31 protein-coding genes, 1 pseudogene and 1 riboswitch are annotated in these 25246 nt (G+C 51.9%); of the genes and pseudogenes, 22 read left to right on the top strand and 10 right to left on the bottom strand.

Going from position 1 to position 25246, the window contains the following annotated elements; genetic code table 11:
- Window positions 1-175 precede the first annotated feature (175 nt).
- Entirely contained in the window at window positions 176-460 is a 285-nt protein-coding gene (locus EJE49_RS14005; protein ID WP_124950332.1) for a transposase, read from the bottom strand.
- Between the two features lie 102 nt (window positions 461-562).
- Here EJE49_RS14005 and EJE49_RS14000 point away from each other — a divergent pair, with 102 nt between their 5' ends.
- The 4 genes from EJE49_RS14000 to EJE49_RS13985 all read left to right on the top strand — a co-directional run bounded on the left by EJE49_RS14000 (window position 563) and on the right by EJE49_RS13985 (window position 3335).
- Window positions 563-1171, top strand: a complete 609-nt coding sequence (locus EJE49_RS14000) for a hypothetical protein (RefSeq protein ID WP_124951865.1) — start codon at window positions 563-565, stop codon at window positions 1169-1171.
- Between the two features lie 685 nt (window positions 1172-1856).
- A complete protein-coding gene (locus tag EJE49_RS13995) occupies window positions 1857-2039 on the top strand; it encodes a type II toxin-antitoxin system HicA family toxin (protein ID WP_124951863.1) in 183 nt (60 codons plus the stop codon).
- Window positions 2040-2138: 99 nt separating this feature from the next.
- Window positions 2139-2543, top strand: a complete 405-nt coding sequence (locus EJE49_RS13990; protein ID WP_124951861.1) for a type II toxin-antitoxin system HicB family antitoxin — start codon at window positions 2139-2141, stop codon at window positions 2541-2543.
- A gap of 291 nt (window positions 2544-2834) precedes the next feature.
- A complete protein-coding gene (locus EJE49_RS13985; protein ID WP_189941941.1) occupies window positions 2835-3335 on the top strand; it encodes a Spy/CpxP family protein refolding chaperone in 501 nt (166 codons plus the stop codon).
- Window positions 3336-3419: 84 nt separating this feature from the next.
- On the opposite strand, the gene EJE49_RS13980 is transcribed toward EJE49_RS13985, so the two are convergent.
- Window positions 3420-3728 (bottom strand): hypothetical protein, encoded by a 309-nt coding sequence (locus EJE49_RS13980; protein WP_124951857.1) that lies wholly within the window; start codon window positions 3726-3728, stop codon window positions 3420-3422.
- A gap of 331 nt (window positions 3729-4059) precedes the next feature.
- Here EJE49_RS13980 and EJE49_RS13975 point away from each other — a divergent pair, with 331 nt between their 5' ends.
- The 4 genes from EJE49_RS13975 to EJE49_RS13960 all read left to right on the top strand — a co-directional run bounded on the left by EJE49_RS13975 (window position 4060) and on the right by EJE49_RS13960 (window position 7573).
- Window positions 4060-4401 carry a zinc ribbon domain-containing protein YjdM gene (locus tag EJE49_RS13975; RefSeq protein WP_124951855.1) on the top strand — a complete coding sequence of 114 codons (342 nt, stop codon included), beginning with the start codon at window positions 4060-4062 and terminating at the stop codon, window positions 4399-4401.
- Between the two features lie 61 nt (window positions 4402-4462).
- Window positions 4463-5650, top strand: a complete 1188-nt coding sequence (locus tag EJE49_RS13970; RefSeq protein WP_124951853.1) for an MFS transporter — start codon at window positions 4463-4465, stop codon at window positions 5648-5650.
- 81 nt (window positions 5651-5731) lie between these two features.
- Window positions 5732-6205 carry a hypothetical protein gene (locus EJE49_RS13965; RefSeq protein ID WP_124951851.1) on the top strand — a complete coding sequence of 158 codons (474 nt, stop codon included), beginning with the start codon at window positions 5732-5734 and terminating at the stop codon, window positions 6203-6205.
- 66 nt (window positions 6206-6271) lie between these two features.
- The gene (locus EJE49_RS13960) at window positions 6272-7573 is read left to right on the top strand and encodes a cation:proton antiporter (RefSeq protein ID WP_124951849.1); all 1302 of its coding nucleotides are present in this window, start codon (window positions 6272-6274) and stop codon (window positions 7571-7573) included.
- 9 nt (window positions 7574-7582) lie between these two features.
- Here the strand turns inward: EJE49_RS13960 and EJE49_RS13955 are convergent, their stop codons facing one another.
- Both EJE49_RS13955 and rlmF read right to left on the bottom strand, forming a co-directional pair.
- A complete protein-coding gene (locus EJE49_RS13955; protein ID WP_223246975.1) occupies window positions 7583-7939 on the bottom strand; it encodes a YkgJ family cysteine cluster protein in 357 nt (118 codons plus the stop codon).
- 10 nt (window positions 7940-7949) lie between these two features.
- The gene (gene rlmF, locus EJE49_RS13950; RefSeq protein ID WP_124951847.1) at window positions 7950-8924 is read right to left on the bottom strand and encodes a 23S rRNA (adenine(1618)-N(6))-methyltransferase RlmF; all 975 of its coding nucleotides are present in this window, start codon (window positions 8922-8924) and stop codon (window positions 7950-7952) included.
- Between the two features lie 141 nt (window positions 8925-9065).
- On the opposite strand from rlmF, the gene EJE49_RS13945 reads away from it, so the two are divergent.
- Both EJE49_RS13945 and EJE49_RS13940 read left to right on the top strand, forming a co-directional pair.
- On the top strand, window positions 9066-10859 hold the full coding sequence (locus EJE49_RS13945; RefSeq protein ID WP_124951845.1) for an ABC transporter transmembrane domain-containing protein: 1794 nt from the start codon (window positions 9066-9068) through the stop codon (window positions 10857-10859).
- A gap of 103 nt (window positions 10860-10962) precedes the next feature.
- Window positions 10963-11514 carry a YbhB/YbcL family Raf kinase inhibitor-like protein gene (locus tag EJE49_RS13940; protein WP_124951843.1) on the top strand — a complete coding sequence of 184 codons (552 nt, stop codon included), beginning with the start codon at window positions 10963-10965 and terminating at the stop codon, window positions 11512-11514.
- 78 nt (window positions 11515-11592) lie between these two features.
- Here the strand turns inward: EJE49_RS13940 and EJE49_RS13935 are convergent, their stop codons facing one another.
- From EJE49_RS13935 to gloA, 4 genes are all read right to left on the bottom strand, one after another.
- Entirely contained in the window at window positions 11593-12528 is a 936-nt protein-coding gene (locus tag EJE49_RS13935) for a PDC sensor domain-containing protein (protein WP_124951841.1), read from the bottom strand.
- Window positions 12529-12676: 148 nt separating this feature from the next.
- On the bottom strand, window positions 12677-13771 hold the full coding sequence (locus EJE49_RS13930) for an NADH:flavin oxidoreductase/NADH oxidase (RefSeq protein ID WP_124951839.1): 1095 nt from the start codon (window positions 13769-13771) through the stop codon (window positions 12677-12679).
- Window positions 13772-13803: 32 nt separating this feature from the next.
- The gene (locus EJE49_RS13925) at window positions 13804-14688 is read right to left on the bottom strand and encodes an NAD(P)-dependent oxidoreductase (protein WP_124951837.1); all 885 of its coding nucleotides are present in this window, start codon (window positions 14686-14688) and stop codon (window positions 13804-13806) included.
- Window positions 14689-14790: 102 nt separating this feature from the next.
- The gene (gene gloA / locus EJE49_RS13920) at window positions 14791-15177 is read right to left on the bottom strand and encodes a lactoylglutathione lyase (RefSeq protein WP_223246974.1); all 387 of its coding nucleotides are present in this window, start codon (window positions 15175-15177) and stop codon (window positions 14791-14793) included.
- A gap of 246 nt (window positions 15178-15423) precedes the next feature.
- Here gloA and EJE49_RS14320 point away from each other — a divergent pair, with 246 nt between their 5' ends.
- From EJE49_RS14320 to EJE49_RS13885, 7 genes are all read left to right on the top strand, one after another.
- Window positions 15424-15867 (top strand): F0F1 ATP synthase subunit gamma, encoded by a 444-nt coding sequence (locus EJE49_RS14320; protein WP_223246973.1) that lies wholly within the window; start codon window positions 15424-15426, stop codon window positions 15865-15867.
- 10 nt (window positions 15868-15877) lie between these two features.
- Window positions 15878-16789, top strand: a complete 912-nt coding sequence (locus EJE49_RS13910) for an ADP-polyphosphate phosphotransferase (protein WP_124951833.1) — start codon at window positions 15878-15880, stop codon at window positions 16787-16789.
- A gap of 8 nt (window positions 16790-16797) precedes the next feature.
- Window positions 16798-17424, top strand: a complete 627-nt coding sequence (locus EJE49_RS13905; protein ID WP_124951831.1) for a DedA family protein — start codon at window positions 16798-16800, stop codon at window positions 17422-17424.
- A gap of 225 nt (window positions 17425-17649) precedes the next feature.
- The gene (locus EJE49_RS13900; RefSeq protein ID WP_124951829.1) at window positions 17650-18036 is read left to right on the top strand and encodes a DUF302 domain-containing protein; all 387 of its coding nucleotides are present in this window, start codon (window positions 17650-17652) and stop codon (window positions 18034-18036) included.
- A 67-nt stretch (window positions 18037-18103) separates the two neighbouring features.
- A complete protein-coding gene (locus EJE49_RS13895) occupies window positions 18104-18400 on the top strand; it encodes a DUF1840 domain-containing protein (protein ID WP_124951827.1) in 297 nt (98 codons plus the stop codon).
- An 80-nt stretch (window positions 18401-18480) separates the two neighbouring features.
- A complete protein-coding gene (locus tag EJE49_RS13890) occupies window positions 18481-18699 on the top strand; it encodes a hypothetical protein (RefSeq protein WP_124951825.1) in 219 nt (72 codons plus the stop codon).
- Window positions 18700-18701: 2 nt separating this feature from the next.
- Window positions 18702-19460 carry a M90 family metallopeptidase gene (locus tag EJE49_RS13885; protein ID WP_223246972.1) on the top strand — a complete coding sequence of 253 codons (759 nt, stop codon included), beginning with the start codon at window positions 18702-18704 and terminating at the stop codon, window positions 19458-19460.
- A gap of 18 nt (window positions 19461-19478) precedes the next feature.
- On the opposite strand, the gene EJE49_RS13880 is transcribed toward EJE49_RS13885, so the two are convergent.
- Window positions 19479-20576: a lipid A deacylase LpxR family protein gene (locus tag EJE49_RS13880; RefSeq protein WP_124951823.1), complete on the bottom strand. Its 1098-nt coding sequence runs from the start codon at window positions 20574-20576 to the stop codon at window positions 19479-19481.
- 215 nt (window positions 20577-20791) lie between these two features.
- Between EJE49_RS13880 and EJE49_RS13875 the strand changes: the two genes are divergently transcribed.
- A complete protein-coding gene (locus EJE49_RS13875) occupies window positions 20792-21340 on the top strand; it encodes an NADPH-dependent FMN reductase (protein WP_223246971.1) in 549 nt (182 codons plus the stop codon).
- Between the two features lie 56 nt (window positions 21341-21396).
- Here EJE49_RS13875 and EJE49_RS13870 read toward each other — a convergent pair whose 3' ends face one another.
- On the bottom strand, window positions 21397-23103 hold the full coding sequence (locus tag EJE49_RS13870) for a sensor domain-containing protein (RefSeq protein ID WP_124951821.1): 1707 nt from the start codon (window positions 23101-23103) through the stop codon (window positions 21397-21399).
- Window positions 23104-23773: 670 nt separating this feature from the next.
- A riboswitch (cyclic di-GMP riboswitch) is annotated at window positions 23774-23862 on the bottom strand.
- Between the two features lie 218 nt (window positions 23863-24080).
- On the opposite strand from EJE49_RS13870, the gene EJE49_RS14315 reads away from it, so the two are divergent.
- From EJE49_RS14315 to EJE49_RS13855, 4 genes and pseudogenes are all read left to right on the top strand, one after another.
- Window positions 24081-24176, top strand: a complete 96-nt coding sequence (locus EJE49_RS14315; RefSeq protein WP_223246970.1) for a fructose-bisphosphate aldolase — start codon at window positions 24081-24083, stop codon at window positions 24174-24176.
- 18 nt (window positions 24177-24194) lie between these two features.
- A pseudogene (locus EJE49_RS14460) lies at window positions 24195-24423 on the top strand (class I fructose-bisphosphate aldolase); the annotation flags it as partial.
- Window positions 24424-24465: 42 nt separating this feature from the next.
- Window positions 24466-24648: a class I fructose-bisphosphate aldolase gene (locus EJE49_RS14455; protein ID WP_223246979.1), complete on the top strand. Its 183-nt coding sequence runs from the start codon at window positions 24466-24468 to the stop codon at window positions 24646-24648.
- Between the two features lie 48 nt (window positions 24649-24696).
- Window positions 24697-25206, top strand: coding sequence for a ferritin-like domain-containing protein (locus EJE49_RS13855; RefSeq protein ID WP_124951817.1), 510 nt, complete (start codon window positions 24697-24699; stop codon window positions 25204-25206).
- Window positions 25207-25246: the final 40 nt, after the last annotated feature.

Below are 25246 nucleotides of genomic sequence, written 5' to 3'. Positions count from 1 at the left end.
CCGTAACTGTCCTCAAAGGATTGTTTGATGTCAATCAACAGCGCTTCATCGGCCACAGCCCGCTCCGATTTGGGACAGGCCTTCCAGGCGTAGTAACCGCTGCGATGGACGTTGAGGACTCGGCACATGCTGCGCAATCGGAATTCACGCCGATGCTGATCCATGAAAGCGTACTTTACTCGGACACTCTGGCAAAGTACGCGGCGGCCTTTTTTAAGATGTCGCGTTCTTCGGTGGTGCGCTTCAATTCAGCCTTCATGCGACTGAGTTCGGTTTTAAGCGCGAGTACTTCATCTTTGGCAGCAGACGGGGATTGTTGCTGACTCTTCTTTAGCCAGACATATAAGCTCTTGTCTGATATGCCCAAACGCTTTGCAACCTCAACCACCCCATGCCCGCGCTCGGTGACTTGTTTGACTGCTTCTGCCTTAAATTCTGCTGTATATCTTGCGTTACTCATTGGCTTCACTCCTGTTCAGTTTCTACATCATAATGTGTCTACTGAAGCGGGTGAAGTCCAATTTCATCTGGGGAAGAGGTTGCGCCAGATTGCATCGTATATGTGGAAGACGATTCAGGGAAAAAATGTCTTAATGCTATGTTAAACATTTATCGCCAGCAAACAAACTTAGGTGTGTTACTGCCTACTACTCTGACTGTGCCCCTCGGAGGGTTTCGTCAGATTTTAGAGTTTTTGGACAAAGCTCCTCAAATGTTACCAAAACATACAAAATTGATGGTTGCGCTTGATAAAGATGTAGAAGAAGAATCTCTTGTCGATTATAAGGAAAGAAATGATCATGTAATGCTTGCATTATTTGAACGATTAAAAAGACAATTAATGTATCTTCCGTGGACTCCAGAAGTGGGTTTGGTTGAATTGATTCGTATGGATATAGCATTGCATGAAGCCAAGTTGAAATTATACTTTGGTGACAATCGCATTGTAATTCCAGCAAACTGGGCTTCAGAAACTGTAGGTCTCATAAAAAGACCGCTTCGCGATGCTTGTAAAATAGCAGTTTATCAGCTTGGACAATCTTTAGAAGAGCTTTTGGGTAAGTCAAATGATAGGGTTCGTGAAGATTTGTTTAATTATTTGGTGCTGCAAACTCATGAAACAAAGCAACATAACTTAGTTGGTTTTGTAGCAAGACTCATTCATTCATAAGGAACGAGGGAATAAAGAGATTTTGGTCTGCCTATGCAGCAAATTTCCAGCCATGTCAGGCCGGGGGTTGCCCGGCGGCAAGTGACTTTCTCTTGCTTGCCCAAGAGAAAGTAACCAAAGAGAACGGCACCCTACAGCCTCGCCCCTGCGGGGTACCTTCGTCTGAACCGTTCAGACGGGGGCTGCGCAACTCGCCCTGACAGCTTGCACACCCCGCAAGCTGCTGCGGAGCTCAAACAGTGCTCGCCTACCCCTCCCGCCTGAACGGCCCAGCCGAAGCGATGCAGAAGGGGATAAAAGCGTTAAGAGCGTTAAGAGCGCGCAGTTACGCGCAAGCGCGTGATGGTCTTGTTTGGTTCGGCTTGTCCGGGCGTCGCCCGGACAAGGGTAGCGTCGGGTGGGCTGGTTTTGAATTTGATTTTGAATTTCCGTTGTTGATTTTATCCCCTCTCCACCGCCGAGTTCCGCAGCCGCCCGGCTTGGCGAGCAACGCAGGGTACATTCGTCCAAATCGTTCAGGCGGGGATAATAAGAGCGTTAAGCGCGCGGAGTTACGCACAAGCGCGTGATTTTTTGATTCAGCTTGTCTGACCGCTTCGTCAATAAATCTACACACCGATGTGTAGATTTATTGACGTGTGTGTATTCGTGTGTATAATTCATTTAAACATCCGTGGAGACATGCATGCAATCATCAAAAATAATCCGGATGCTGATAGATGAAGGCTGGTATGAAGTGCGCGTTAAAGGTAGCCATCATCATTTTAAACATCCAATAAAACCTGGCCTTGTAACGGTGCCGCACCCGGAAAAGGACTTGCCACTGGGAACAGTAAACAGCATCCTGAAACAGGCCGGACTCGAGTGAGTCCGGCTTGTTTCGCAGAAAATGGGATGTTTTTAGCGTACGGTGTTTAACAAGCTACGTAAGTTACGTAGATACTGAGAGGGTAGAAAGAGAGAAACCATGCAATTTCCTATCGCAATCCATAAAGATGAGGGAAGCGTTTACGGTGTGATCGTGCCCGATATTTTGGGGTGTCATTCATGGGGAGATACCATTGATGACGCGATTAAAAATGCCAAAGACGCTATTTTTGACCATCTCGAATTATTATTGGAATCAGGTGAGAAAGTCGATATTCATCATTCCAAGATTGAAGATTTGAGAAAACTGGAAGATTATAAAGAAGCCACATGGGCGCTGGTCGAGGTGGATTTGTCCAAGATTGACGCTAAACCGGAGCGCGTCAATATCAGCATGCCGCGCTTTATTTTAAGCCGTATTGATGATTATGTTGCAGCCAAACATGAAACTCGTAGTGGGTTTTTAGCCAGAGCAGCCCTTAACGAAATGGCTCATGAACAGTAAATCTAGCCATCCGTTTTACAAAGTTCCGAATTCCGGGGTTTTTTCGCGGTAGAGAGAAAGCTCAAGATGTAACGTCGGTATCTAGCTATGTAGCATAGTGCCCGCCATGTCAGGCCGGGCGGCTCCCGGCCTCCAATGCCTGCAAAAAAGCCAAACTTTCACGTTAAGATACAACTTGCAACATCTTCGCTGTTTTCCGACATCGGTCTGATACATCTTTCCGTTACAATGAATTCCATGCCGTACCCGTTCTGGGCCGGCATCTTATTCATGACTCTGAAGGAGATCGTAATGAAATTGACTCATGGCTCTTTTGCCAAACGTGCAGTGATGGTGAGTTTGCTGGCTGGTAGCAGCATGTTGGCGGTATCGGCGTTTGCCGTGCCTGCCAGTGGTTCTGCAAACATGGAGAGCTGCGAAGCGATGCACGGGGGCATGGATCACGCTAAACAGGAGGCATTTCGTGCCAAGCATATGGCTGAGCTGAAAACCAAGCTGAAGCTGAAGCCGGAGCAGGAGGCCGCGTGGAATGTATACGCCAAGGCCAGCGAGTCCGGTATGCGTGCTATGGATATGGACAAGCAGGATCAGCGCAGCGAGTTTGCCAAGCTGAATACACCGCAACGTCTGGACAAGATGCTGGCAATGTCAGATGCGCGTCACGCCAAGATGGTAGAGCGGATCAAGGTGATCAAGACGTTTTATGCGCAGTTGACACCGGAACAGCAGGCTGTGTTTGATGCTGAGGCAATGGCTGGTCACAAGATGGGGCAACATCACCATAAACCCTGATTAATCAGGTGCTAGCTGGATAAAAGTGGGCGGGTATAAACCGCCCACTTTTTTGCCTGGATTTCCTGTCGTGCGTTACAGCGGCTATTGCTGTCTGGCTTCCGGCCATACCGTGCTGGTTGAGTGCTTGCGTTGTGCAGCACGATCGGTACCGCGTGCAACACCGCTGCCCCATGGCGCGTCGTTGTTGGCGCTGCCGGCGGTGCTCATGTGCGCATCTGCAGTTCCGCCAGCATTGGCATGGTCAGCTCCGATATTGGCACCTGCTTCGATACGGGTGTCTGTGTCGACTCCGAGCCGTGCAGCAATTGCAGCGGTGACAAATCCGAGGCCGATTACGCTGGCCATGATGGCGGTCAATACTTTAGTGCGCAGTTGTGTGTTTTGTGGCATTTTCAATACTCCATATTTATTAGTTAGAGGATAGAGAGCGTGTGTCCTGATTAGCTAACGCTTACATAGCAATGCCTGTGCCAGATTTAATATTTCTTATTTTTCAATTACTTACTTGATGTTTGTGGCTGTGCACAGCATTGGATTTGTCGCTGGCAGGCGACACAAAATCAGGCCTGGTCTGTAACTTCATGTAAATAATAGCTATTTTGTTTCGCTGAATGGCGACAGGAGCGGCATTTAGCGGCTTATTCACTGCTTTGTTTTGCATTGATGCATAATTGCAGGCTCTGACATGAATGCCTTGGCATAAATCACATAAAGGATCTCAATGAGTAATCTACCTAACTGCCCAAAATGCAATTCAACCTATACTTACGAAGACGGCAATATGTATGTGTGCCCGGAATGCGCGCATGAGTGGTCAAAAGATGCGGTAGTCGAGAGTGCGGATGAGCAGCGCGTGGTGAAGGATGCTTACGGTACGGTGTTGCAGGACGGTGATGCGGTGACGGTGATCAAGGACCTGAAGGTCAAGGGCTCGTCATCGGTGGTGAAGGTGGGTACCAAGGTAAAAAGCATACGTATCGTAGAAGGCGATCATGATATTGACTGCAAGATCGATGGCATTGGCGCCATGCAGTTGAAGTCGGAGTTTGTCAAGAAGGCGTAGCAGGCTGCTTCATTTCTGCCTGTGTCGGGTTGTGCGTTAATTTTTTGCTTGGGGGTGTGCCATGAGTGAACCTGTGAAAAAAAGATTTGGCGTGCATCCTGACGTTCTCAAGCTCGGTTTCGTGAGTTTCCTGACTGATCTGAGTTCGGAGATGATTTTTTCCGTGTTCGCGATTTTCTTTACCACCATAGCCGGGGCATCGAGTGCTTTGCTGGGGCTGGTGGAGGGGTTGGCGGATTTCTCCGCATCGTCACTGAATTACATGGCGGGCTGGCTGTCGGATCGCTCGGGTAAGCGCAAGGTGTTCGCGCTGGCTGGCTATGGCTTCTCAACGCTGGCCAAAGTCATACTGCTGTTTGCGAATTCGATCATCGGTCTGGGTCTGTTCCGGGTGATTGAGCGGCTGGGTAAGGGCTTTCGCGGGCCACCGCGGGATGCCTGGCTGTCGGCTATCGCCGATAAGGGCATACGCGGCTATTCGTTTGGCGTGCATAAGGCGCTGGATAAGGCAGGGGCGGTATTCGGGCCGCTGGTGGCCTATGCGTTGCTGTCTTGGTACGGCGAGTCGGCGGCTACGTTCAAGCTGTTGTTCTGGGTTGCGCTGGTGCCTGCGGTGCTCAGCATTATCCTGCTGGGGCTGATCAAGGAGCAGCCGGGGGTTAAACACCAGCGCGAAAATATGTACGAGGCCTGGCAAACCCTGAGCGCGGGGTTCAAGCGTTATCTGATTGCGGCGGGGATATTTTCGCTGGCCTATTTCAGTTTCGGCTTTCTGCTGCTGCGTGCTTACAGTGTCGGCTTTTCCATGAAGGATGTGGTGTTGCTGTATGCGTTGTTCAATGTCGCTTTCGTTATTGCTGCACCGATGATAGGCAAGCTCGGCGATGTGATCGGCAGGACACGCATTATCGTGCTCGGCTATCTGGTGTATCTGGTGATGAACCTCGGCTTCGTGTTTGCGACGACCAAATGGGAGATCATTGCCCTGTTCGTCATTTACGGTATTTTCTTCTCTATTGATGAGGCCCAGAGCAAGGCGTTCATTACCGATATAGAGCCGGAACGGCGGGCAACGGCGATAGGGGTCTACAACTTTGTAACCGGGATGATCTACTTGCCTGCGTCACTCATTGCGGGTGCGTTGTGGTTGCTGCATCCCACGGTGGTGTTCATGGTGGCGGCATGCCTGTCGCTGGCAGCTATTGCGGCATTTCTTTATCTGAGGCCGGCCCGACAAATTATGCAATGATAATAAATGCGTATAATTTTTGTTACGTGTTTAGTGGTTTGGTTCAGCTATTTTTGATTCACAAGACTATCAGGAGGAAACATGAAGCAGCGTATTTCAACCACGGTATCCCGGCTGATTCTGAGCCTAGCGTTGGTGCTAGTGACAACATCAGCCCAGGCAGGTCCTTATGCCGATGATCTGACCAAATGCCTGGTCAAGTCGACTACCAGCGATGACAAATCGTTACTGGTGCAATGGATATTTTCCATGATGGCGTTGCATCCCCAGGTGGGACGGCTGGCTGCGGTTTCTGATGCGCAACGTACGGAGTTGAACAAAAGCACTGCATTGTTATTCCAGAACCTGTTAACGAAAACTTGTCTGACTGAAACCAGGCAGGCCCTTAAATATGAGGGGGGTGCAACGATACAGACAAGTTTTGGAGCGCTCGGACAAGTCGCTGCGCGCGAGATTTTTGCTAATCCGCAAGTGGAAGCCGGCATGTCTGAACTGGGCAAGTATGTCGACAAAAAAAGTTTTGAAAGCGCATTGCAGTCAACCAAAACACAGTGATCATCCCGGGCATACCCGTGCTGGTATGCCTTCCTTATTTATTGTTAATTTTTTTGAATCTCTCTGATGACTAATTCCCTCTGGTTCCTGCTCGTCGGCGGACTGTTGCTGGTGATGGGCCTGACGGCAACTCTGCTCAAGCGTCTGCCGGTAACTTCCGCCATCATCTATCTGGCAGTGGGGCTGATCGTCGGGCCTACCGGGCTCGATCTGTTCCACTTCAATCCACTTAAGCAATCGGCGCTGCTGGAAGTGCTGACTGAAGTGGCTGTGCTGATTTCGCTGTTCTCCGCCGGGGTCAAAATGCCGGGGCCATTCAGCTTTGCTCGCTGGCGCACACCGTTATTACTGGCGACAGTGTCGATGACCATTACCGTCGCGCTGGTCACTGCCTTTGCCTATTATGTACTTGGGCTGCCGCTGGGTGCGGGCGTGCTGCTTGGGGCGATTCTGGCGCCGACTGACCCGGTGCTGGCGACCGATGTGCAGATCCGTCATCCCGGTGACCGCGATCAGCTGCGCTTTACCCTGACCTGCGAGGCGGGCATGAATGACGGTAGCGCATTTCCGTTTGTGATGCTGGGCTTGGGACTGCTCGGGCTGCATGAGCTGGGTGATGGTGGTCTGAACTGGCTCATGCTGGATGTGGTATGGGCCACGGTGGGTGGCATTGCGCTCGGTGTGCTTGCCGGGGTGATACTGGCGCGTGTGGGTTGGAAATTGCGTCATGCGCCTAATAAACATGAGCTGATGGACGATTTCCTCGGCCTTGGCCTGATCGGGGTGGTATACGGGCTGGCGGTGCTGATGAATGTGTGGGGATTTCTGGCTGTGTTTTTCGCGGCAGTTGCGCTGCGTCAGACTGAACTGAAACTGGCCAAAGCCGCCAGCGATGCTGTTGACGGGCGGACGTCTGCGGCTAGCGCACACGGCGATGCGGGGGATGAGATTCCCACGGTCAGTATCGGGTCGCTGGTATTCAAAGAACATCTGGAGCGGCTGTCTGAAGTGGTGATGATCATCCTCATCGGCGGAACGCTGTTCCTCAACTCCTGGAGCTGGGCCGCGGTGGGGCTGGCGCTGTTTCTGTTCGTGGTTGCGCGTCCGGCCAGTGTGCTTATCAGTCTGCTGGGTACCCGCACCCCGTGGCGTATACGCGGCATGACGGCCTGGTTTGGTGTGCGCGGCATTGGTTCGCTGTACTATCTGATGTACGCCATCCAGCATGGCCTGCCTGAAGCGCTGGCGCTGCAACTGATACAGTTGACGCTGATAGTGGTGACGCTCTCCATCTTGTTGCACGGCACCAGTGTCAAGCCGATGATGGAACGTTTCTGGCAGCGCGGCAAGCAGAGATTGATCCCGTAGTGTGCTGCCTTACACCAGTACCTGGCGCGTGCTCGCAAAAAACTGGTGGATCTGCTGTTCTATTTGCGGGTCTACCATCACCTCCGGTCGTTTGCCTCTAGGGCAGGCCAGTCGTGGTGTGGTCCCGAACAGGCGGCAGATCAGCGGGCGTTCTTCATATACCTGACAACCCTTGTCACCCAGATGCGGGCAACTCAGCTCGGCGAGTGCCGCATCATGTTCCGCTTCGCTTTTGACCGGCAGCCTTGCCATTTCTTCAGAAGAGGTGGTGACCGGTCCGCAGCAATCGTGACAACCCGGCACGCACTGGAATGACGGAATGCGTGTGCGAAAAAAGCGGATTTGCTGGCTGTTGCTGGTCATCATTATGTGTACTTTACCAGCGCAGCTTACGCCAGGCTGCCTGTTGTATCGGATTGAGAAAAGTCCAGGCTACCAGCCGGCTTTGCTTCTGCCCCTGACTCATGGCGATGGTTTTTTGCTGCTGTACGCCAGCTTGCTTGAGTGCCGCATAGATGCCGGGCAGGCTGGCTGATTTCGATACCAGCGTGGTGAACCAGTAGCAGCGGGTGGGGATTTGTGCGCTCTCTTCTATCATGCGCTGGATGAAACCTTGCTCGCCACCGGCGCACCATAGTTCGGCCGCCTCTCCGCCAAAATTCAACGTAGCTTCAGTTTGATTATTCTGTTTACCCAGGTTTTGCCATTTGCGTTGCGTGCCGGCGCTGGCTTCGGCTTTGGAGGCATGGAACGGCGGATTACACAGTGTCAGATCAAACCATTCGTCGTCGTTTACTATCCCTTGGAAAATTGCAGCAGCAGCGGGCTGCAAACGCAAGGTGATGTGTTTTGCCAGTGATGGGTTGGCATTCAGTATGGTTTGGGCATTCGCCAGAGACGCTGCGTTGATGTCAGTGGCGACAAATTGCCAGCTGTATTCGCTGTGGCCGATCAGCGGGTAAATGCAGCTCGCACCAGTGCCGATATCCAGAGCTTGAATGTGCTTGGGGATGACGCCGCGATTGTCGGCAGCGAGCAGGTCGGCCAGGTAATGCACATAATCGGCCCGGCCCGGTATGGGTGGACACAGATTCTGCGGCGGGATATCCCAGCCCTGTATGCCGTAGCTGGCTTGCAGCAGCGCACGATTCAGTGCTTTGACTGCCGCCGGGTCGGCAAAGTCAATGCTTTGTTCACCATGCGCGGTTACACTGACGAAATTGCCCAGCGCTGAGTCCATCTCGATCAGGTGCGGGAAGTCATAGCGGCCCTGATGGCGATTGCGCGGATGCAGCTTGTTTGCCGGTGCTGGCGTAGCGGCGGGTTGAGGTGGGTGGCTTTTGGTTCGCATCGATGCATAGTATGGCGGATTGGGTGTATGAGCAAGCCGGTGTAGTCCAGGATATTTCGGGCTAGATTAATCAATCTATACTGTTAGACTAGTCCGGGATGAAATCGCCCGAAACTGACTGGATATGTAAATCGCCGAAATATGATAAAGACACCTGATCAAGTAGTGCAAGCCACCGGTTTAACCATCCTCAAGCGATTATTGCCATTTCTCGCACCATACAAACGGCAATTCGTGCTGGCTGGGATTGCGCTGCTAGTTGCGGCCGGTGCCACACTGGCTGTCCCTTATGCATTCAAACAGATGATCGACCTCGGCTTTGGTGCGGCTGGCGCGAGGAGCATCCACAATGTGAATGCCTATTTTCTGGCGCTGTTTGGCGTGGCTTGTATTCTGGCAGTGGCAACAGCGGCACGATTCTATATGGTGTCGTGGCTGGGTGAGCGGGTAACGGCGGATATTCGCAGCGCGGTGTATCGCCATGTTGTCAGCCTGAGCCCGCAGTTTTTCGAGACGACGCAAACCGGCGAGGTGCTGTCGCGGCTGACCACCGATACCACGTTGATTCAGACCGTAGTCGGTACCAGTATTTCCATGGGGTTGCGTAATATTTTGCTATTGGTAGGCGGGTTGGTGATGCTGTTTGTGACCAGCGTTAAGCTCTCCGCCATGATCATTGTGCTGCTGGCATTCGTGGTGTTGCCCATCGTGTTCTTCGGGCGGCGTGTGCGTGAGCTGTCACGCGATTCGCAAGACCGTATCGCCGATGCGTCTGCGATGGCGGGCGAAATCCTCAATGCCATGCCTACTGTGCAGGCGTTCACGCATGAAGCGGTGGAATCCGGCCGCTTTGGCGTCACGGTAGAAAATGCTTTCACTACGGCGGTACAGCGTATTCGGGCGCGGGCAACGTTGACGTTAATTGCGATTCTGCTGGTATTCGGCGCTATCGTGTTTGTGTTGTGGCTGGGGGCGCATGCGGTGGTGCAGGGCAGTATGACCGGTGGCGAGCTCGGTCAGTTTATTCTGTATGCTGTGATCGTGGCCGGTGCTATCGGTGCGCTCTCGGAAGTGCTGGGCGAGGCGCAGCGCGCAGCCGGGGCAACTGAACGGCTGCTGGAATTGCTGTCGGCACAGTCGACGATACAGTCACCTGCACAAGCACTGTCGTTACCGCCATGCCCTGATAATGGGGCTGCATTAGTGCTGCAGGATGTGAGTTTTTATTACCCGTCGCGGCCGCAAACGCCATCCTTGCAACAGTTGTCGCTCACCGTCCGGCCGGGCGAGACCGTGGCGGTAGTGGGTGCCTCGGGTGCGGGCAAGACCACGCTGTTTCAGCTGCTGCTGCGTTTTTATGATCCGCAGCAGGGGCTGATCACGCTGGATGGTATCGATATTCGTCAGCTGGATTTGCATACCTTGCGTTGTGCTATCGGCATCGTGCCGCAGGATACCGTGATTTTTTCGGCGAATGCGCTGGAAAATATTCGTTACGGTCGTGCCGATGCCAGCGATGCAGAAGTTATTGCCGCAGCAAAATTGGCGGCAGCGGATGAATTCATTGTGAAACTGCCGGGCGGTTATCAGGCTTTTCTGGGCGAACGCGGTGTAAGGTTATCGGGTGGCCAGCGCCAGCGCATTGCCATTGCCCGCGCATTGCTCAAGAACCCGTCGCTGCTGTTGCTGGATGAAGCGACCAGTGCTCTGGATGCCGAATCAGAACGTCTGGTGCAGATGGCGCTGGAAGCTGCCATGGTTGGACGCACGACTCTGGTTATCGCGCATCGTCTGGCAACCGTGCAGCGGGCAGATCGTATCGTGGTGATGGACAACGGGCAAATAGTGGAGATCGGCACGCATGCCAGCCTGGTGGCGCAAGGAGGTATTTATGCGAATCTGGCGGCTTTGCAGTTTCAGGTGGCGGCAGAATAACCGTGCGCTTAAAAATATGCTAACGTACGGTTAGCTGCGAGATGTTATATGTAGCACAGATTTCATCACCCTGATGTTAGTTAATGATAAGGAGCGGTAAAAAATGAAACGTATCGTATTGGCGGGTGTTTTGGCAATAGCTTCAGTGGCTGCAACTGCTGGCGGGTTTACGTTGAGCAGCCCGGATGTTGCCCCGCGGCAGACTATCGCGCATAAGTTTGTGTTCAATGGTTTTGGCTGCAGCGGCGAGAATGTGTCGCCAGCACTGAACTGGAAAAATGCCCCGGCTGGCACCAAGAGCTTTGCCATCATGGTGCATGACCCGGATGCGCCAACGGGCGGAGCCGGTTTCTGGCATTGGGTTGTAGTGAATTTGCCGGCAACGTTAACCGGGCTGGCGCAGGGTGATGGCGCGCTGGATAGCAAGAACCTGCCACAAGGTGCGCAACAGATCCGCAACGACTATGGTCAGGCTGCCTGGGGCGGTCCTTGCCCTCCGGTAGGGGATAAGCCGCATCACTATAATTTCACAGTGTATGCACTGAAAACCGACAAGCTGGATATCCCTGCCGGTGCCTCAACTTCCGTGGCGGGTTTCATGATCAATAGCCAGGCATTGGCCAAGGCGACATTGACTGCACGTTACGGGCGTTAATCAGCCATCCGGCGGCCTGGAATAGTCAGGCGCCGGTACTCAATATCCGTGCCGGCGATCGTCGGCACATCGCTATATTCAAAACCAGAACGACGTATTTTTCAGCAGAAATTCATCATAAGGCATGTAGTGCGAGCCATCGCAGGAGAAGGTAAGGCTGATCATGCCATTGAAAATATTGATCGAGGCCGCGCGCAGATAAATGGTGGGATCGGCAAGGCGCAGGGATTGCATGGTGGCAAGTATCTGTTCGATAGTGTGCTGGGGTATTGTTGCATCCTGCGGGTAGGGGCTGGATGGGTACACCAGGCAGATGTCCGGGTCGCTCAGGGTTTCGTGATCCAGAATGCGATAGCGGAACGGGTCATCAACGGTCCAGATGGTGGCCTGGCTGCTGGAGAAATGGATCTGGCATTGGAACACGCCGCGCTGCGTCAGTAGTTCTTCAAGAATGGATAAGGCCTGATCCAGATTGCCGTCCATGAGGCTGTCGATGCGGGTTTGTTGAAAGACCATGCCGCGTATGGCCGCATCGCCTTTTATCTGTCGCCAGTAGCCGGGTTCTTCATACAGCGCCGAGGTAACCGGCAGGCCACGCAAGTCGAAGTCGGCACCGAGATAGCCCAGCATATCGGAGTCGGCACGCACAACCTGCAATGCAGTAAGCGAGGGTCGGTGTCCCAGCAGGCTGATATAAGCGTCCGAGAGCAGAAAGCCCCACGCAGGTACGGCTTCCTTCATGTAGGGGCGCTGCGAGCGGTCACGGCCGAAGTGTTCCTGTGCCAGTCCGTTTGCCCCGATATTGTCGCAAATCTGGACGCCGTCTGTGGTCACGCAGTACAGGGCTGTGCAATGCGGAATGCTGGCAAAACCCTGGGTAAGAGCCGCATTCAGCTGTTCGCGATCACCCCACGCAGTGGTGCATGTTTCAGCCAGTTGCGCCAATGGTTCGCGTATCAACTGCGCCAGATCTTCCCGTTGCTGATAAATACTGTCTTTCCATGAGTATGTCATGTGTAAATCCCTCTCACGTTATAGTCACCCCGGCGGGAATTAAAAGTTAGTAAACGATGATACTCGTATGCCAAGTTGGATAGTTAGTGCAGGATGTGGTTCCATGTTTGTGTTTAACCTATGGATAGGTCTGTGCGGCATAGGCTTATTATTGCCTGAACAGGTCTTTCAATCCCCGTGGTTGCGAGCGCCAGTACTGATGAGGCGCATCTACCTGAGCACCCAGCTGCGCTGCGGCGTGCCATGGCCAGCGGGGGTCGTACAGCATGCCGCGAGCCAGAGCGACCATGTCGGCCTGCCCGCTGGCGATGATGGCTTCTGCCTGTTCGGGTTCTGAGATCAGACCCACCGCAATGGTTGGCAATCCGGTTGCCTGGCGGATGCGTTCGGCGAAAGGCACCTGGTAACCCGCGCTCAGCGGAATTTGCTGCAAAGGCGATAATCCGCCGGAAGAAACATCGATAAAACTACAGCCTCTGTGTTGCAGTTCCTGTGCGAATACCACGCTCTGTTCGATGTCCCAGCCATGAGGTATCCAGTCGGTTGCGGATATACGCACGCCGACAGGAATGTTGTCGGGTACGGCATCGCGTATCGCTTCAAAGACCTCGAGCGGGAAGCGCATGCGGTTTTCCAGCGTGCTGCCGTAACGGTCAGTTCGGATATTCGATAATGGCGACAAAAATTCGTGCAGCAGATAACCATGCGCTGCATGCAATTCGATCGCCGCTATGCCGAGGCGGACGGCGCGTTGTGCTGCAGCGACAAAGTCGTGTCTGATTCGTTGTAACGCTGCATCATCCAGCGCGCGGGGTACTGTGTCGTCAGGATTGAAGGGCAGGGCGGAAGGGGCGAGCGTCTGCCAGCCACCTTGTGGCGGGGCGATGGATTGCCCACCCGCCCACGGCACCTGGGTGGATGCCTTGCGCCCGGCATGCGCCAACTGAATGGCGATGGGCATGGCTGAATGCTGGCGCACCGACTTGATTACTCTGCCCAGTGCGGCCTCGGTCTGGTCAGACCACAGGCCAAGATCGTGCGCGGTGATACGGCCTTCCGGCGCGACTGCGGTGGCTTCGATGAACAGCAGGCCGGCACCGGATAAGGCTAACTGGCCAAGGTGGATGAGGTGCCAGTCGGTTGCTTGCCCTTGCTCGGCGGAGTACTGGCACATCGGTGAGATGACGATGCGGTTGCTTAAGGTCAGCTTGCCGAGATGTATCGGGGTAAACAGTTGGCTCATCAATGACTCCGCGAGTAAAGCTGGTTAAGCATTCAAGGAATTAGCGCTGCATCTTTTGCGGCAAGGCTGCCTACCGCCGACCAGTCGAGATGTTCGCCACCATGCGCCATCAGTTCCAGGAAGCGGTCGCGCAGTATGCTGGCAAACGGTAACGGTACATTCAATGCTTCCGCTGCTGCCAGCACCAGCCGCATATCCTTTTGCCCCAGATTGGCAGCAAATCCGGCGGGTTCAAACTGGCGATCGGCAATCATGCCGCCATAGTTTTTGTACAACGGCACATTGAACAGGGTGGAGGTCAGCAGCTCCAGATACTGGTGCCGGTCTACGCCACCTTTTTCTATCAGCGCCATGGCTTCGCCCAGTGATTCGATCACCGTGGCGATCAGGAAGTTGCCGCTCAGTTTGACCAGATTGGCCTTGTCCGGAGTTTCAGAAACATGAAAAGTGCGCTGGCCCATGACATCCAGTAATGGCTGGATTTTACTGATCAATTCCGGCTGACCGGCAGCGACAATGAACAGCTTTCCCGCGGCGGCGGCATCCGGTCTGCCGAATACGGGAGCTGCAACGAAACCTTGCTGTCTTTCGCCATGAGCAAGGGCAAGCTGGGCTGATAAAGCTACGCTCACTGTGCTGCAGGAAACGTGAATAGCACCAGATGGGAGGTGTGCCACTATGCCTGCCGGCTCCAGCGTCACTTCACTGAGTGCTGCATCGTTGGCCAGCATGGTAAACACCACATCGGCAGTGCTGCATAGCTCGGCGACACTTGCTGCGGCTTTGGCGCCAAGTGCGAGCAGCGGCTGCATGCGTTCAGCAGAGCGGTTGTATACGGTTAACTCATATCCTGCCTGACGCAGGCGGGAAGCCATGCCGGCACCCATCTGCCCCAGTCCGATAAATCCTATGTGCATAGTTCTCTCCACAAGCAGTCGTTGGCTGGTGTTATAAATCTTGATCGCATCGCTGAGATGGCTTTGTTCCGACTATGGTGATGCAATCGGGTTCAATATCCTTTAGTGTTTCTTGCCGATCAGTTCGATTTTGTAATCATCCGGATCGCAGACGAATGCAATGATCGTGGTGCCATGTTTCATAGGCCCGGCTTCACGTACCACTTTCCCGCCCAGTTTTTTAATGGCTTCGCAGGTGGCATAGACGTCGTCCACTTCAATGGCGATATGGCCAAAGCCGGTGCCCTGTTCGTAACTGTCTATGCCCCAGTTGTAGGTCAGTTCAATTACCGAGTTTTCCGATTCGTCGCCGTAGCCGACAAATGCCAGGGTGAATTTTCCTTCCGGATAGTCATTGCGGCGCAGCAATTTCATGCCCAGTATCTGGGTATAAAAAGCGATGGAGCGATCCAGGTCGGCGGTGCGAAGCATGGTGTGGAGTAAGCGCATGGTAGGGGTTCCTGTTGAGTGGATAGCAGTAGGGTTGGCAAGCAACATTCAGCGTTGAGTCTAGCATATTGATTATGAAATTTTGAGGTTGGCGTAGCAGTGTGCGCGCGTGAAAAGTGGTGCTGGCTGTAAATGGCTGGCAGGCCTGATCAAAACGTTCTATGATGAATTTAGCAGCGCAAACGCGGCATTGCGCTGACGTCAACTCAGGTTCTGGTCCCTGTTGGCAAAAACATAGTCAGGTGCATGTGTGACGTGTTTGGCAATGTGATTGATCATCAGCCTGAGCCACTGGATGTGGCGTGGCGTTCGATGCATAACGCACCACTTGCCCTGATGCGTCGTTCTACCCAATCCGAATTTATTGAAACCGGTATTAAGGCCATCGACGGGCTGGTATCGTTTTTTACCACCGAGCAATTCAGTGGTGTCGTGGGCAAGCCTGTCAGTCTGGATGATGAGCTGCTTGGCAATAAGACAGTGTGGGCGATAGGCGAGCGGGTGCAAATACGGCTTGAGCATGTCGGACTGGCAGCGATGCAGCGCGCCGAGAAAAATATCGACGAGTTACTGGTTGATCTGAATCTGACCTATCACCGTCTGCGCCAGAGCGGGATAGACGCCGAATTGTTTGACGTTATTTCCGGCTTTGAAGCGTTGACTAAGCATAAAAATAAACCGCATGACTGAAAGGAATGAAATGAAAATCAATGTTGCAGATTTCCGGGTGCCCGCTGCCAAAAAAGTTAGCCTCAAAAAATGGCCGACGCTGGTAAAGCCTGTATACAAATCCAAGGTGCAGTACCAGGAGATGCTGGCATCTCAGGTGGCTGAGCTGAGTGCGATGCAGCAGCGGCATTATGCGGCGAACAATTACTCGGTATTGCTGATTTTTCAGGCGATGGATGCTGCGGGTAAAGATGGTGCGATCCGCCATGTGATGTCGGGTGTGAATCCGCAAGGCTGCCAGGTTTACAGTTTCAAACACCCCAGCGTGACCGAGCTGGATCATGATTTTCTGTGGCGTACCGTGCAGTGTATGCCGGAGCGCGGCCGTATCGGTATTTTTAACCGTTCCTATTATGAAGATGTGCTGATCGTGCGCGTCCATCCCGAAATTCTGCGCAATCAGGGCCTGCCAGAGGAATTGCTCGATGAAAAATCCATCTGGAAAGAACGTTATCATTCGATGAATGAGCTGGAAAAACACTTGCACCGCAACGGCACGCGGGTGGTCAAGTTTTTCCTGCATTTGTCCGAGGAAGAGCAGCGTAAACGTTTCCTCGCCCGGATTGATTCGCCGGAAAAAAACTGGAAATTCAGTCTGGCGGACATCGAAGAGCGCAAGTACTGGAAAGACTACATGAAGGCGTACGAGGCGTGTCTGGGTGCCACCAGCAGCAAAGATGCGCCGTGGTATGTGGTGCCAGCCGATGACAAGGAGAACGCCCGCCTGATTATTGCGGAAATTATTCTGGAAACGTTCAGGTCGCTCAAGCAGGACTTTCCGAAACTGGATGCGAAACGCACTGCAGAGCTGCATGAAATCAGGAAATTGCTGGAAAAACGCTCCAGCGCACCCGTTCCGAAGCGGGACGCTGAGACGGAATAAATTTACCGATGCCACATACCGATTTACTGCATCAGTATCTGGCCGCGGCCCAGCCCTATATTGAACATTACGGTTACGCCGCCGTGTTCCTGGGGATACTGGTCGAGGATTTTGCGCTACCCGCACCGGGAGAGTCGTTACTGATTACGGCGGCTTTTCTGGCTGCGCATGGGAAATTCCATATCGCTCCGCTTTTATTGCTAGCATGGCTCGGTGCGGTGCTGGGCGATAATATCGGCTATGCAATCGGCCGTTTTGGCGGTCGGGTTGTTGTGTTGCGTTTCGGCAGTTATGTGGGTTTGAATGCGGCCCATCTGGCACGTGTTGAGCATTTCTTTGCGCGCTATGGCGGTTGGCTGGTCACTTTTGCACGTTTTGTGGCCGTGTTGCGGCAGATGAATGGCATAGTCGCCGGTCTTGCGCAAATGCCCTGGTGGCGTTTTCTGGCATTTAATGCGCTGGGTGCGGCACTGTGGGTCGGTGCCTGGGGCATGGGAGCCTATTACCTGGGTAAGCGTATCACGCAACCGTTGCTGTTGCTAAAACACTATGAACCCTATGTGTTAGGGGCGGGTGCGTTCGCAATGGTTGCCATGCTGGTGTATGTGTTTTGGCGCAAGCATAAAGACGCGTGATGTTATGTGTGCTTATCGTGTACCGGCGTGTGTTGGTGCGTTGGCGTACAGAAGTGCGGGGCTAAATTGACTTAAGCTGAATCAGGCTGATGAGAGGGTTGTTGATTGTTATCCCTCAGGTATTTTTCAAATTTGCATACAGTAAAGCAGCCGATTCCACGGTTTAACAGTGCAGATTCATAATGCAAATTCCATTGTGCAGTTATTGTTAAAGGTAATGAGTCCATGAGCTATCATTTTAGTAAAACGATGAAACTGTCATTCGATGCAACTATCGCTAAAGTTACGGAAGCTTTGAAAGAAGAAGGTTTCGGTATCCTTACCGAAATTGATGTGCAGGCGACGTTGAAGAAAAAACTGAATGTGGATTACAAGCAATACAAAATTCTGGGCGCATGTAACCCACCTTTTGCGTATGAGGCACTCAGGCTGGAAGATAAAATAGGCACCATGCTGCCTTGCAATGTGATCGTTCAGGAACAGTCCGATGGCATGGTTGAAGTGTCTGCCATCGATCCTGTTGCTTCGATGGGGGCAGTCGGCAACGCAGAACTGGTCATCATTGCCGAGCAGGTTCAGGCCAAGCTGAAAAGAGTGATAGCCAGTCTGTAATCATGGGTACTCAAACTACCTGCAATTGTATTTACGCGTAACTCATCGTTTATTAAAAGGAAATTGTATGCTGGTAACATTTACGACGGATGCTTATGCCGACATCACCATGTTCGGGGATGTCGGTTTCGCCATGCTGAAAATGATGGGGCACAGCGCAACGGTGCCCGGTGCTATTCTGGCTGCTGATGTGCCGGCTGCATTGGCTCAACTGAAAGCAGCACTGGCGTCTGATACTACTGCCCCGCCAGTCACGGATGTGGATGCGGACGAACCGGTAGTGAGCATGGCTAATCGTGGTTTGCCGCTGGTGAATCTGCTGGAAGCTGCAGCCATGGCTAAAGCGGATGTGATGTGGAAATAATTTCCGGAGACTTTTGCACGATTACTGCGCTCGTTACATCGTGCAAAGGTCTCTTCCCAATTGATTGTAGAGGTGATGTCATGAACAAAATGGAACAGATGGAACTGGAAGCGCATCGTGCTGAAATAGTGAAGGATATGCACAGTCTGGTGGAAAAATATCGGGCCATCTTCGATTGGGATATCCCGGAGATAGATCAGCATGCTGCTGACAAGCTCATATTGGCTGCAATGCATAAAGCGCTGGAAGATATTGCTTCCCAATTGGCCGGTGCCAATGCCAGTCAGGCGTTAGATTAATATTGGCTTCACTCGGTAATACGCTACGTCGCTGGCGTATGCGTCGGCTGCTGCGCCGCAATCCCATACCCCATCACATCTGGCATAGCGTGACCCGTAAGCTGGTAGTGCTGCACAATCTCGATGCAGTGCAAATGGCACATCTGCGCGAGCTAACGGTGTGGTTCCTGCATAACAAGTCTATCAACGGGGTGCAAGGTCTGGAAGTGACGTTGGCCATGCGCATAACCGTGGCTGCTCAAGCCTGTTTGCTGATCCTGAATCTGGATATCGATTACTTCGATAATTGGGTTGAGGTCATACTCTATCCCGGTGCGTTCAAGGTGAATCATGGCCAGACGGATGCGATCGGTCTGGTACATCATGATGCCACCGTGTTAAGCGGGGAGGCATGGCTGCGCGGTCCGGTAATATTTTCCTGGCCGGATGTCGAACGTGACAGCTATCACCATCAGCCTGGTCATAACGTCGTGCTGCATGAATTTGCGCATAAACTGGATGGCGTGGATGGCGCGATGAATGGCCTGCCACCATTACGCAGCGGCATGAGCCGACAACGCTGGGCTGCCGACCTGAGCGATGCTTATGCGCTATTGCAGCATGATCTTGCTTCTGCCAGACCGACTTGCATCAACCCGTATGCGGCGACTAATCCGGCAGAGTTTTTTGCAGTATTGAGCGAGTATTTTTTTACTGCGCCGGACATTTTGAAAACGGCATGCCCGGGGGCTTACCGGCAATTGGCGCTGTTTTACCAATAATCTGTCAGCGGGTGATTATCAATATTCCAGGCTAAGTGTAATTGCACCGTAGCCAGGGTTAGTGGTTTGGGTGGTAAATTCCTTGCTGCTGATGTAATGGGCGTAGGTGATTTGTCCACCCTGCCATTGCCAGGCAATACCGGCTGCGAGATTACCCACCAGAACTTCCTTGTTGACGCTGTGACTGGCAGCGAACGTGTTGCCATCGAGGAAAATGTCGCGCGCAACCAGACGAGCATCGGCTGAAATAAATACCAGCATTCCCCCTGTTGCAAAGCGCCGTGCCATCGCGTTTTCAAGTGGCGCATTGCTGTCACCCGCAGAACGTATTGGCGAGGTACCAAAGTCGTTAGGCAAATCCTGACCTGCGCGTATTTCGAAGCCGCTATTCAGGTAAGTGGCTACATTACCCAGGCTGGCGCCATAGTGGGTGATGGCATCGAATTGTAGCCAGTTGTTTTTTTTGCTTTCCCACAGTTTTTTTCTGCGTTCGGCAACGAGCTGTATGCCCAACTCATTATGCAGTTGATTATCCCAGCCCTTGAAACGCGGTATGTCACGCAGGTCATGAATGAAATCCTGGGTTTGTTTACCTAATGATGCGGGGCCGACTATGCCTATGTTGACCTGTACCGTATCCATCTGTCTCGCATCGCGTTCGTTGTAGCCAAGCCCCAGATATAACCAGCCTGCATAAGGCCGGTCGTTGGGAATGACATCGGTGCGGGTTTTATCCAGCGGGGTGTACATGGACTGCCCCAGTGTTACCACCATGTTGCGCGAACTATAACCCGTTCTGTGCAGGGAGGTGAATAGTCGGTTCAGGCGTCGTATCGTTAATGGCAGGCAAGGATCATTTACATAATCTTTCAGGTTGGCCGAGACCCAGGACAGTTTTACGCCATTGGTGTAGCCCTGATCCGAGCCGTTAAACAAATCATTTTCAAGATGGATGTTGTATATCTCGGGATGCCGTGCCAGTGCAGCAATACCTGGCTGAGCTGGATCGCAATAGCCTGACTCTACGATGTCCGCCAGCGCTGGGCCCGATGCGAGTAGCAGGGTAAAACCGAGCTTGCGCAGATGGGTGATAGGGTGACTGATAATGGATGGCATAAGTTTTAACAGTCCAGAATAAATGGGCGAAGTTATTGCGTTTCAAGGGAATATGTCCGGATAGTGCCATAAATATCCGTATCGTGTCTGTTTGATTGCATGGGCGGAGTTGATTCCTGTTGTATTGGTTTGACTTTACCTGACGCATGGTCTAGCTTTAAGACATCACATCGTTGTTGCATACCTACATTAATCGCGTTGAAGAGGTGGCTGACATGATCAAAATCCTTGGGTTTGCCGGTAGTTTGCGTAAGGACTCCTACAATCGGGCCTTGTTGCTTGCCGCGCAGAAACTGGTGCCGGATGGTGCTGAAATTGAAATCGTTGATATAGGCAGTTTTCCTTTATACAACGAGGATCTGGAAGCCAGCCTTCCGGCGGCTATTGCTGATTTCAAGGCAAAGCTCGTGCAGGCAGATGCGATACTGATGGTGACGCCGGAATATAACTACTCGATCTCCGGCGTGCTGAAAAATGCACTGGACTGGGCGTCACGCCCGTATGGCAGCAACAGTTTCGATGGCAAGCCGGTCGCCATTATGGGTGCGACTAGCGGCACTGTCGGCACGGCGCGGGCGCAATATCACTTGCGGCAGATTTGCGTGTTTCTCAATGCCTATGTACTCAATAGACCGGAAATCATGGTGTCATCCGTGGCGGATAAGTTCAAGGATGGTGAGCTGGTGGACGATAAGACCAAGCAGAAGGTGCGTGAGCAGCTGGTTGCGCTGATGGCGTGGACGAGACAGTTACACAAAGACTGAAAATCTGTCTGGCACGATGTGCGTTCTGCGCATATCGTGCCAGATCAGAAGATTGTTTACTCTGGATTCCTACTCGTTATTGCATGCTGATTCGCAAGTAATCTCATAAATTCATTCAGGGGCACCGGTTTGCTGAAAAAGTATCCCTGGAAAGCTCTGCAGCCGCACAATTCGAGAAACCGGAACTGCGCTTCGTTTTCCACGCCTTCCGCGATGACGTCGAGCCCAAGTGTGGCAGACATTGCGATAATGGTTTGCACAATGGAAGCATCGTTAGGGTCGCTGGCAATGTCGCGCACAAATGTCTGGTCAATCTTGATTTGACTCAACGGCAGTCGCTTCAGGTATTGCAGAGAAGAATAACCGGTGCCGAAGTCATCCATAGAAAATTTTACACCCAGCATTTCAATTTCCCGCATTTTGATAATGGTATCTTCAATATTTTCCAGTGTGGCGCTTTCGGTCAGTTCCAGTTTCAGTTGTGCAGGCGTTGCGCCAGTTTCTATTAGTGCGCGTTGTACTTGTGCAACAAAATCAGTTTCATGTAATTGTCTGGGGCTGACATTGACGGCCAAAACCAGATTGCGGGTTAGTTCATCCTGTTGCCAGGCCGCAAGTTGCGCGCATGCCGTTTGCAGCACCCATAGTCCTATCGACCCAATCAGGCCGGCGTCTTCGGCGAGCGGGATGAATTGCGCCGGATACACTAAGCCGTGTTCAGGATGCTCCCAGCGTAATAACACTTCGGCACCAAGAGGGTGGCGCAGGTTATCCACTTGAATTTGGTAATGCAGCCGAAATTGCTGTTTTTGGAGCGCGAGACGTAATGCGTCCTCCAGCTTGGCACGCGCTTCAATTGCAATCTGCATAGCGGCGTCATAGAAATGAATGGTGTTGCGTCCACTTGTCTTGGCTTGATGCATTGCGGTTTCAGCGTATCTGAGCAAATTGTCAGGGGTATCCTGACGGTCGCGGAACAGCGCAATGCCAATGCTCGATGAGATATTGCATAACTGTTCATTGAGTGCATAAGGTTCGCTGAGGGTAGCATGCATCATTTGGGTTAGCAGCCGGGCATTTGCCGTAGCGTCGTCGATATCAGAGCCGAGTGCTTCCAGCACAATCAAAAACTCATCGCCACTCAAGCGCGACACAGTGTCAGTTTCACACACGCATGTCTGCAACCGATTTGCTGCTTCGATAAGCAGCAAATCGCCAATATCATGCCCTTTAGTATCGTTGATGGTTTTGAAATGGTCGAGGCCAATAAACAGTACGGCGCCATACTGCTGGCTACTGACACTCGCTAAAAGTGACTGCTGCAAGCGCTCCATCAACACACGTCGATTTGGCAGCAGCGTCAATGCATCATAGAACGCCATTTGATGAATTCTATTCTCGGCATTCTTTAGTTCGGTCAGATCATGGTACCAGCCTAATATGGCTTGTTCATTCTCGTATGTCAGCCTGGAATAGGAGGCCGATACCCAGGTTGCCTGCTGTCCTGGTGTTTTTAATGCTATCAGCTTATTTGTGACGGTTAACCCCTGACTTAGCTGGTGCAGGATATCTTGATAGTCCTGAGGGTTTGCATAGCAAGGTTTGGGATCTGATCCAGCTAACTGATCTCTGGGTGAGTTGGTCAATTTGGCATAATGCTGGTTAGCAAACAAGATCTTGTGATCCGAGCATGCCACTATGCACACTGAAAGAGGGCAAGTTTCGAGCATATGGCGGAATCGCGCTTCATACGTTTGATCCATTGCTGTCAAAATACCTCCCGAATCAGGGGGTTGGTATCAGAATTTTCAGTTATGTCGGGTAGCGTTTTACTAATCACGTGAGCAAAGGGTGGTGTGTGCTGATTGCCTGGATCGACTCTCACGGCGATGCGTGATAGTTGATGACAAGATGCTCTGTCTGGCCTAAACAGGTTAATCCGTTCTGCCAGATGGTTGGTCTGGTTCTCTAAAGCAAATGACAGGAACTCATGTGTTGGTATGTCTTGAGTATTGCTATTCTTGGAATCGTTATTTTGCATTGCTATCCCTTAATTTAGAGACAGATCCAATTGATAATTTGGATCTGGTTGCATACAAATACATTTATTAGTTATTTGGTATGCGTATGTATTTGTTGTATTTTTCCAGCATAGTCACAAGTGCTAGATTGTATGCGTTGTGACATGGCATTTTTTGTATGGCAGTACAGGCGTAGTGATGCTAAGTAATTCCTAAATCAGGAATAGGAATAGCAATTGCAGTAGCCAAAGATAAGATAGGGTGATTCGTAGTTATTTTCCCCTCAAATTTCAAGTCAGACAGCAAAACAGCAACTCTGGCTCGCGAGCAAGGACGGTTTAGGTCTTTGGAGGGTAACTACAGGAAAAGAGGATGTGCAGACAGAATGAAATTATGTACCAATAGGTACACTTTCAGCAGTCTCGCTATCCTGGAGTTTCATACCCGTTAGACCGAAAACTTTGCGTCCCTGGCTTTCGCACAGGTTTGCCTTTGTTATGCAATAAACATAATTAGCAAATTTTACTACAATCTTGCAGGGCTGCCTATCCTTCTTGTTTAGGGATATAGTGGGTCATTCAGCAATCATTTTGCATTCGCTAAACAGCGAATGCGTTAACGCTGTCGGCAATGATGGGAATATTGGTCTATATTGAAAGTTAAATGGGTCTAACGCATTTCGGGCTATTCCCGTTTTAATCTGTCAGGAGACGATGTCGATGCAAGTATCTGCAATGGAACGGACGATAGCGGAACTGACCGCGCCGACCAAGGTTATTCTGGCGACAGATGAAAGCATCGGCACTATGAAGTAGCGCCTGAAGAATGTCGGCGTGCAGTCAACTGAAGAAACGCGGCTCAGTTATCGGGAATTGCTGTTTACCGCGCCGGGGCTGAACCAGTATATCAGCGGTGATTCTGTTCGAGGAAACATTGGATCAGTGTAATGAGGCTGGTGTGCCTTTGTCTCGATTGCTGGCCGCACAGGGAATAGTGCCGGGCATTAAGGTGGATAAAGGCACCAAGGCGCTGACAAATTTTCCTGGTGATAAATTTACTGAGGGACAGGATGGTCTGGCTGAAAGGCTGGCCGGGTATCAAGAAATGGGGGCGCGCTTTGCCAGCGTGACGGAAGAGGTGCTGGAGATGGTGTTTCACACGCTGCACCGGCATCGGGTGGTGCTGGAATGCATGTTGCTGAAACCTAACATGGTACTGCCTGGCGCGGTAGGGGCAATATTTCACATACATGGAATCCTCATAATTATGGATGGCGACCGTGGATAGCAGAGTAGTTTGTATGCAGCAGTTAAATTTTAATTAAGGAGATTAGCTATGAAGAAGTCGGAAAAAGCCGCTGCGATTAAAGTGGAACAGAAAGTGGAGCAGTTAGATAAACAGGCAGTGATCAGTGTGCTTAATAAGATACTGGAACTGGAGTTGGCCGGCGTGGTGCGTTATACGCATTACTCATTGCTGATTTATGGATACAACCGCATCCCGATTGTGAGCTGGCTGCGTGGCCAGGCTGATGAGAGTTTGATACACGCTCAGCGCGCCGGTGAGCTGGTGACTCATCTCGGTGGGCATCCTTCACTGGCGATAGGCCCGTTGCTGGAAACGCATAAACACAACATTGCTGATATCCTGCATGAGTCACTGGAGCATGAGCGTGGTGCCCTGGCACAGTACAGGCAGTTGCTTGAGCTGACCAGAGATCGTTCGGTTATGCTGGAAGAGTACGCCAGGGAATTGATTTCTATGGAAGAACTGCACGCTGGTGAAGTGGACAAAATGTTGCGCAAGCCAGGGGATATTGCGGCGTTTTCCGAAACCGGTCTCTAATAAAAACAGCAACATCTGGCATTCGCTTTCAGATGTTGCT

This window comes from Sulfuriferula thiophila, from assembly GCF_003864975.1.
GTDB lineage: Bacteria > Pseudomonadota > Gammaproteobacteria > Burkholderiales > Sulfuriferulaceae > Sulfuriferula > Sulfuriferula thiophila.
The sequence above is the reverse complement of the archived record's forward strand: the minus strand, read 5'-3'. Positions and strand labels throughout refer to the sequence as shown.

Bases quoted from the DNA above. Each gene is read 5' to 3' on its own strand.
- EJE49_RS13855 (WP_124951817.1), top strand. From the start codon at position 24,697: ATGAAGAAGTCGGAAAAAGCCGCTGCGATTAAAGTGGAACAGAAAGTG.
- EJE49_RS14315 (WP_223246970.1), top strand. From the start codon at position 24,081: ATGCAAGTATCTGCAATGGAACGGACGATAGCGGAACTGACCGCGCCG.
- EJE49_RS13965 (WP_124951851.1), top strand. From the start codon at position 5,732: ATGAAGCAGCGTATTTCAACCACGGTATCCCGGCTGATTCTGAGCCTA.
- EJE49_RS14455 (WP_223246979.1), top strand. From the start codon at position 24,466: ATGGGGGCGCGCTTTGCCAGCGTGACGGAAGAGGTGCTGGAGATGGTG.
- EJE49_RS13910 (WP_124951833.1), top strand. From the start codon at position 15,878: ATGAAAATCAATGTTGCAGATTTCCGGGTGCCCGCTGCCAAAAAAGTT.
- EJE49_RS13985 (WP_189941941.1), top strand. From the start codon at position 2,835: ATGAAATTGACTCATGGCTCTTTTGCCAAACGTGCAGTGATGGTGAGT.
- EJE49_RS13890 (WP_124951825.1), top strand. From the start codon at position 18,481: ATGAACAAAATGGAACAGATGGAACTGGAAGCGCATCGTGCTGAAATA.
- EJE49_RS13925 (WP_124951837.1), bottom strand. From the start codon at position 14,688: ATGCACATAGGATTTATCGGACTGGGGCAGATGGGTGCCGGCATGGCT.
- EJE49_RS13940 (WP_124951843.1), top strand. From the start codon at position 10,963: ATGAAACGTATCGTATTGGCGGGTGTTTTGGCAATAGCTTCAGTGGCT.
- EJE49_RS13980 (WP_124951857.1), bottom strand. From the start codon at position 3,728: ATGCCACAAAACACACAACTGCGCACTAAAGTATTGACCGCCATCATG.
- EJE49_RS13880 (WP_124951823.1), bottom strand. From the start codon at position 20,576: ATGCCATCCATTATCAGTCACCCTATCACCCATCTGCGCAAGCTCGGT.
- EJE49_RS13895 (WP_124951827.1), top strand. From the start codon at position 18,104: ATGCTGGTAACATTTACGACGGATGCTTATGCCGACATCACCATGTTC.
- rlmF (WP_124951847.1), bottom strand. From the start codon at position 8,924: ATGCGAACCAAAAGCCACCCACCTCAACCCGCCGCTACGCCAGCACCG.
- EJE49_RS14320 (WP_223246973.1), top strand. From the start codon at position 15,424: ATGTGTGACGTGTTTGGCAATGTGATTGATCATCAGCCTGAGCCACTG.
- EJE49_RS13875 (WP_223246971.1), top strand. From the start codon at position 20,792: ATGATCAAAATCCTTGGGTTTGCCGGTAGTTTGCGTAAGGACTCCTAC.
- EJE49_RS13955 (WP_223246975.1), bottom strand. From the start codon at position 7,939: ATGATGACCAGCAACAGCCAGCAAATCCGCTTTTTTCGCACACGCATT.
- gloA (WP_223246974.1), bottom strand. From the start codon at position 15,177: ATGCGCTTACTCCACACCATGCTTCGCACCGCCGACCTGGATCGCTCC.
- EJE49_RS13990 (WP_124951861.1), top strand. From the start codon at position 2,139: ATGCAATTTCCTATCGCAATCCATAAAGATGAGGGAAGCGTTTACGGT.
- EJE49_RS13945 (WP_124951845.1), top strand. From the start codon at position 9,066: ATGATAAAGACACCTGATCAAGTAGTGCAAGCCACCGGTTTAACCATC.
- EJE49_RS13970 (WP_124951853.1), top strand. From the start codon at position 4,463: ATGAGTGAACCTGTGAAAAAAAGATTTGGCGTGCATCCTGACGTTCTC.
- EJE49_RS13900 (WP_124951829.1), top strand. From the start codon at position 17,650: ATGAGCTATCATTTTAGTAAAACGATGAAACTGTCATTCGATGCAACT.
- EJE49_RS13905 (WP_124951831.1), top strand. From the start codon at position 16,798: ATGCCACATACCGATTTACTGCATCAGTATCTGGCCGCGGCCCAGCCC.
- EJE49_RS13935 (WP_124951841.1), bottom strand. From the start codon at position 12,528: ATGACATACTCATGGAAAGACAGTATTTATCAGCAACGGGAAGATCTG.
- EJE49_RS14005 (WP_124950332.1), bottom strand. From the start codon at position 460: ATGAGTAACGCAAGATATACAGCAGAATTTAAGGCAGAAGCAGTCAAA.
- EJE49_RS13930 (WP_124951839.1), bottom strand. From the start codon at position 13,771: ATGAGCCAACTGTTTACCCCGATACATCTCGGCAAGCTGACCTTAAGC.
- EJE49_RS13975 (WP_124951855.1), top strand. From the start codon at position 4,060: ATGAGTAATCTACCTAACTGCCCAAAATGCAATTCAACCTATACTTAC.
- EJE49_RS13960 (WP_124951849.1), top strand. From the start codon at position 6,272: ATGACTAATTCCCTCTGGTTCCTGCTCGTCGGCGGACTGTTGCTGGTG.
- EJE49_RS13870 (WP_124951821.1), bottom strand. From the start codon at position 23,103: ATGGATCAAACGTATGAAGCGCGATTCCGCCATATGCTCGAAACTTGC.
- EJE49_RS13995 (WP_124951863.1), top strand. From the start codon at position 1,857: ATGCAATCATCAAAAATAATCCGGATGCTGATAGATGAAGGCTGGTAT.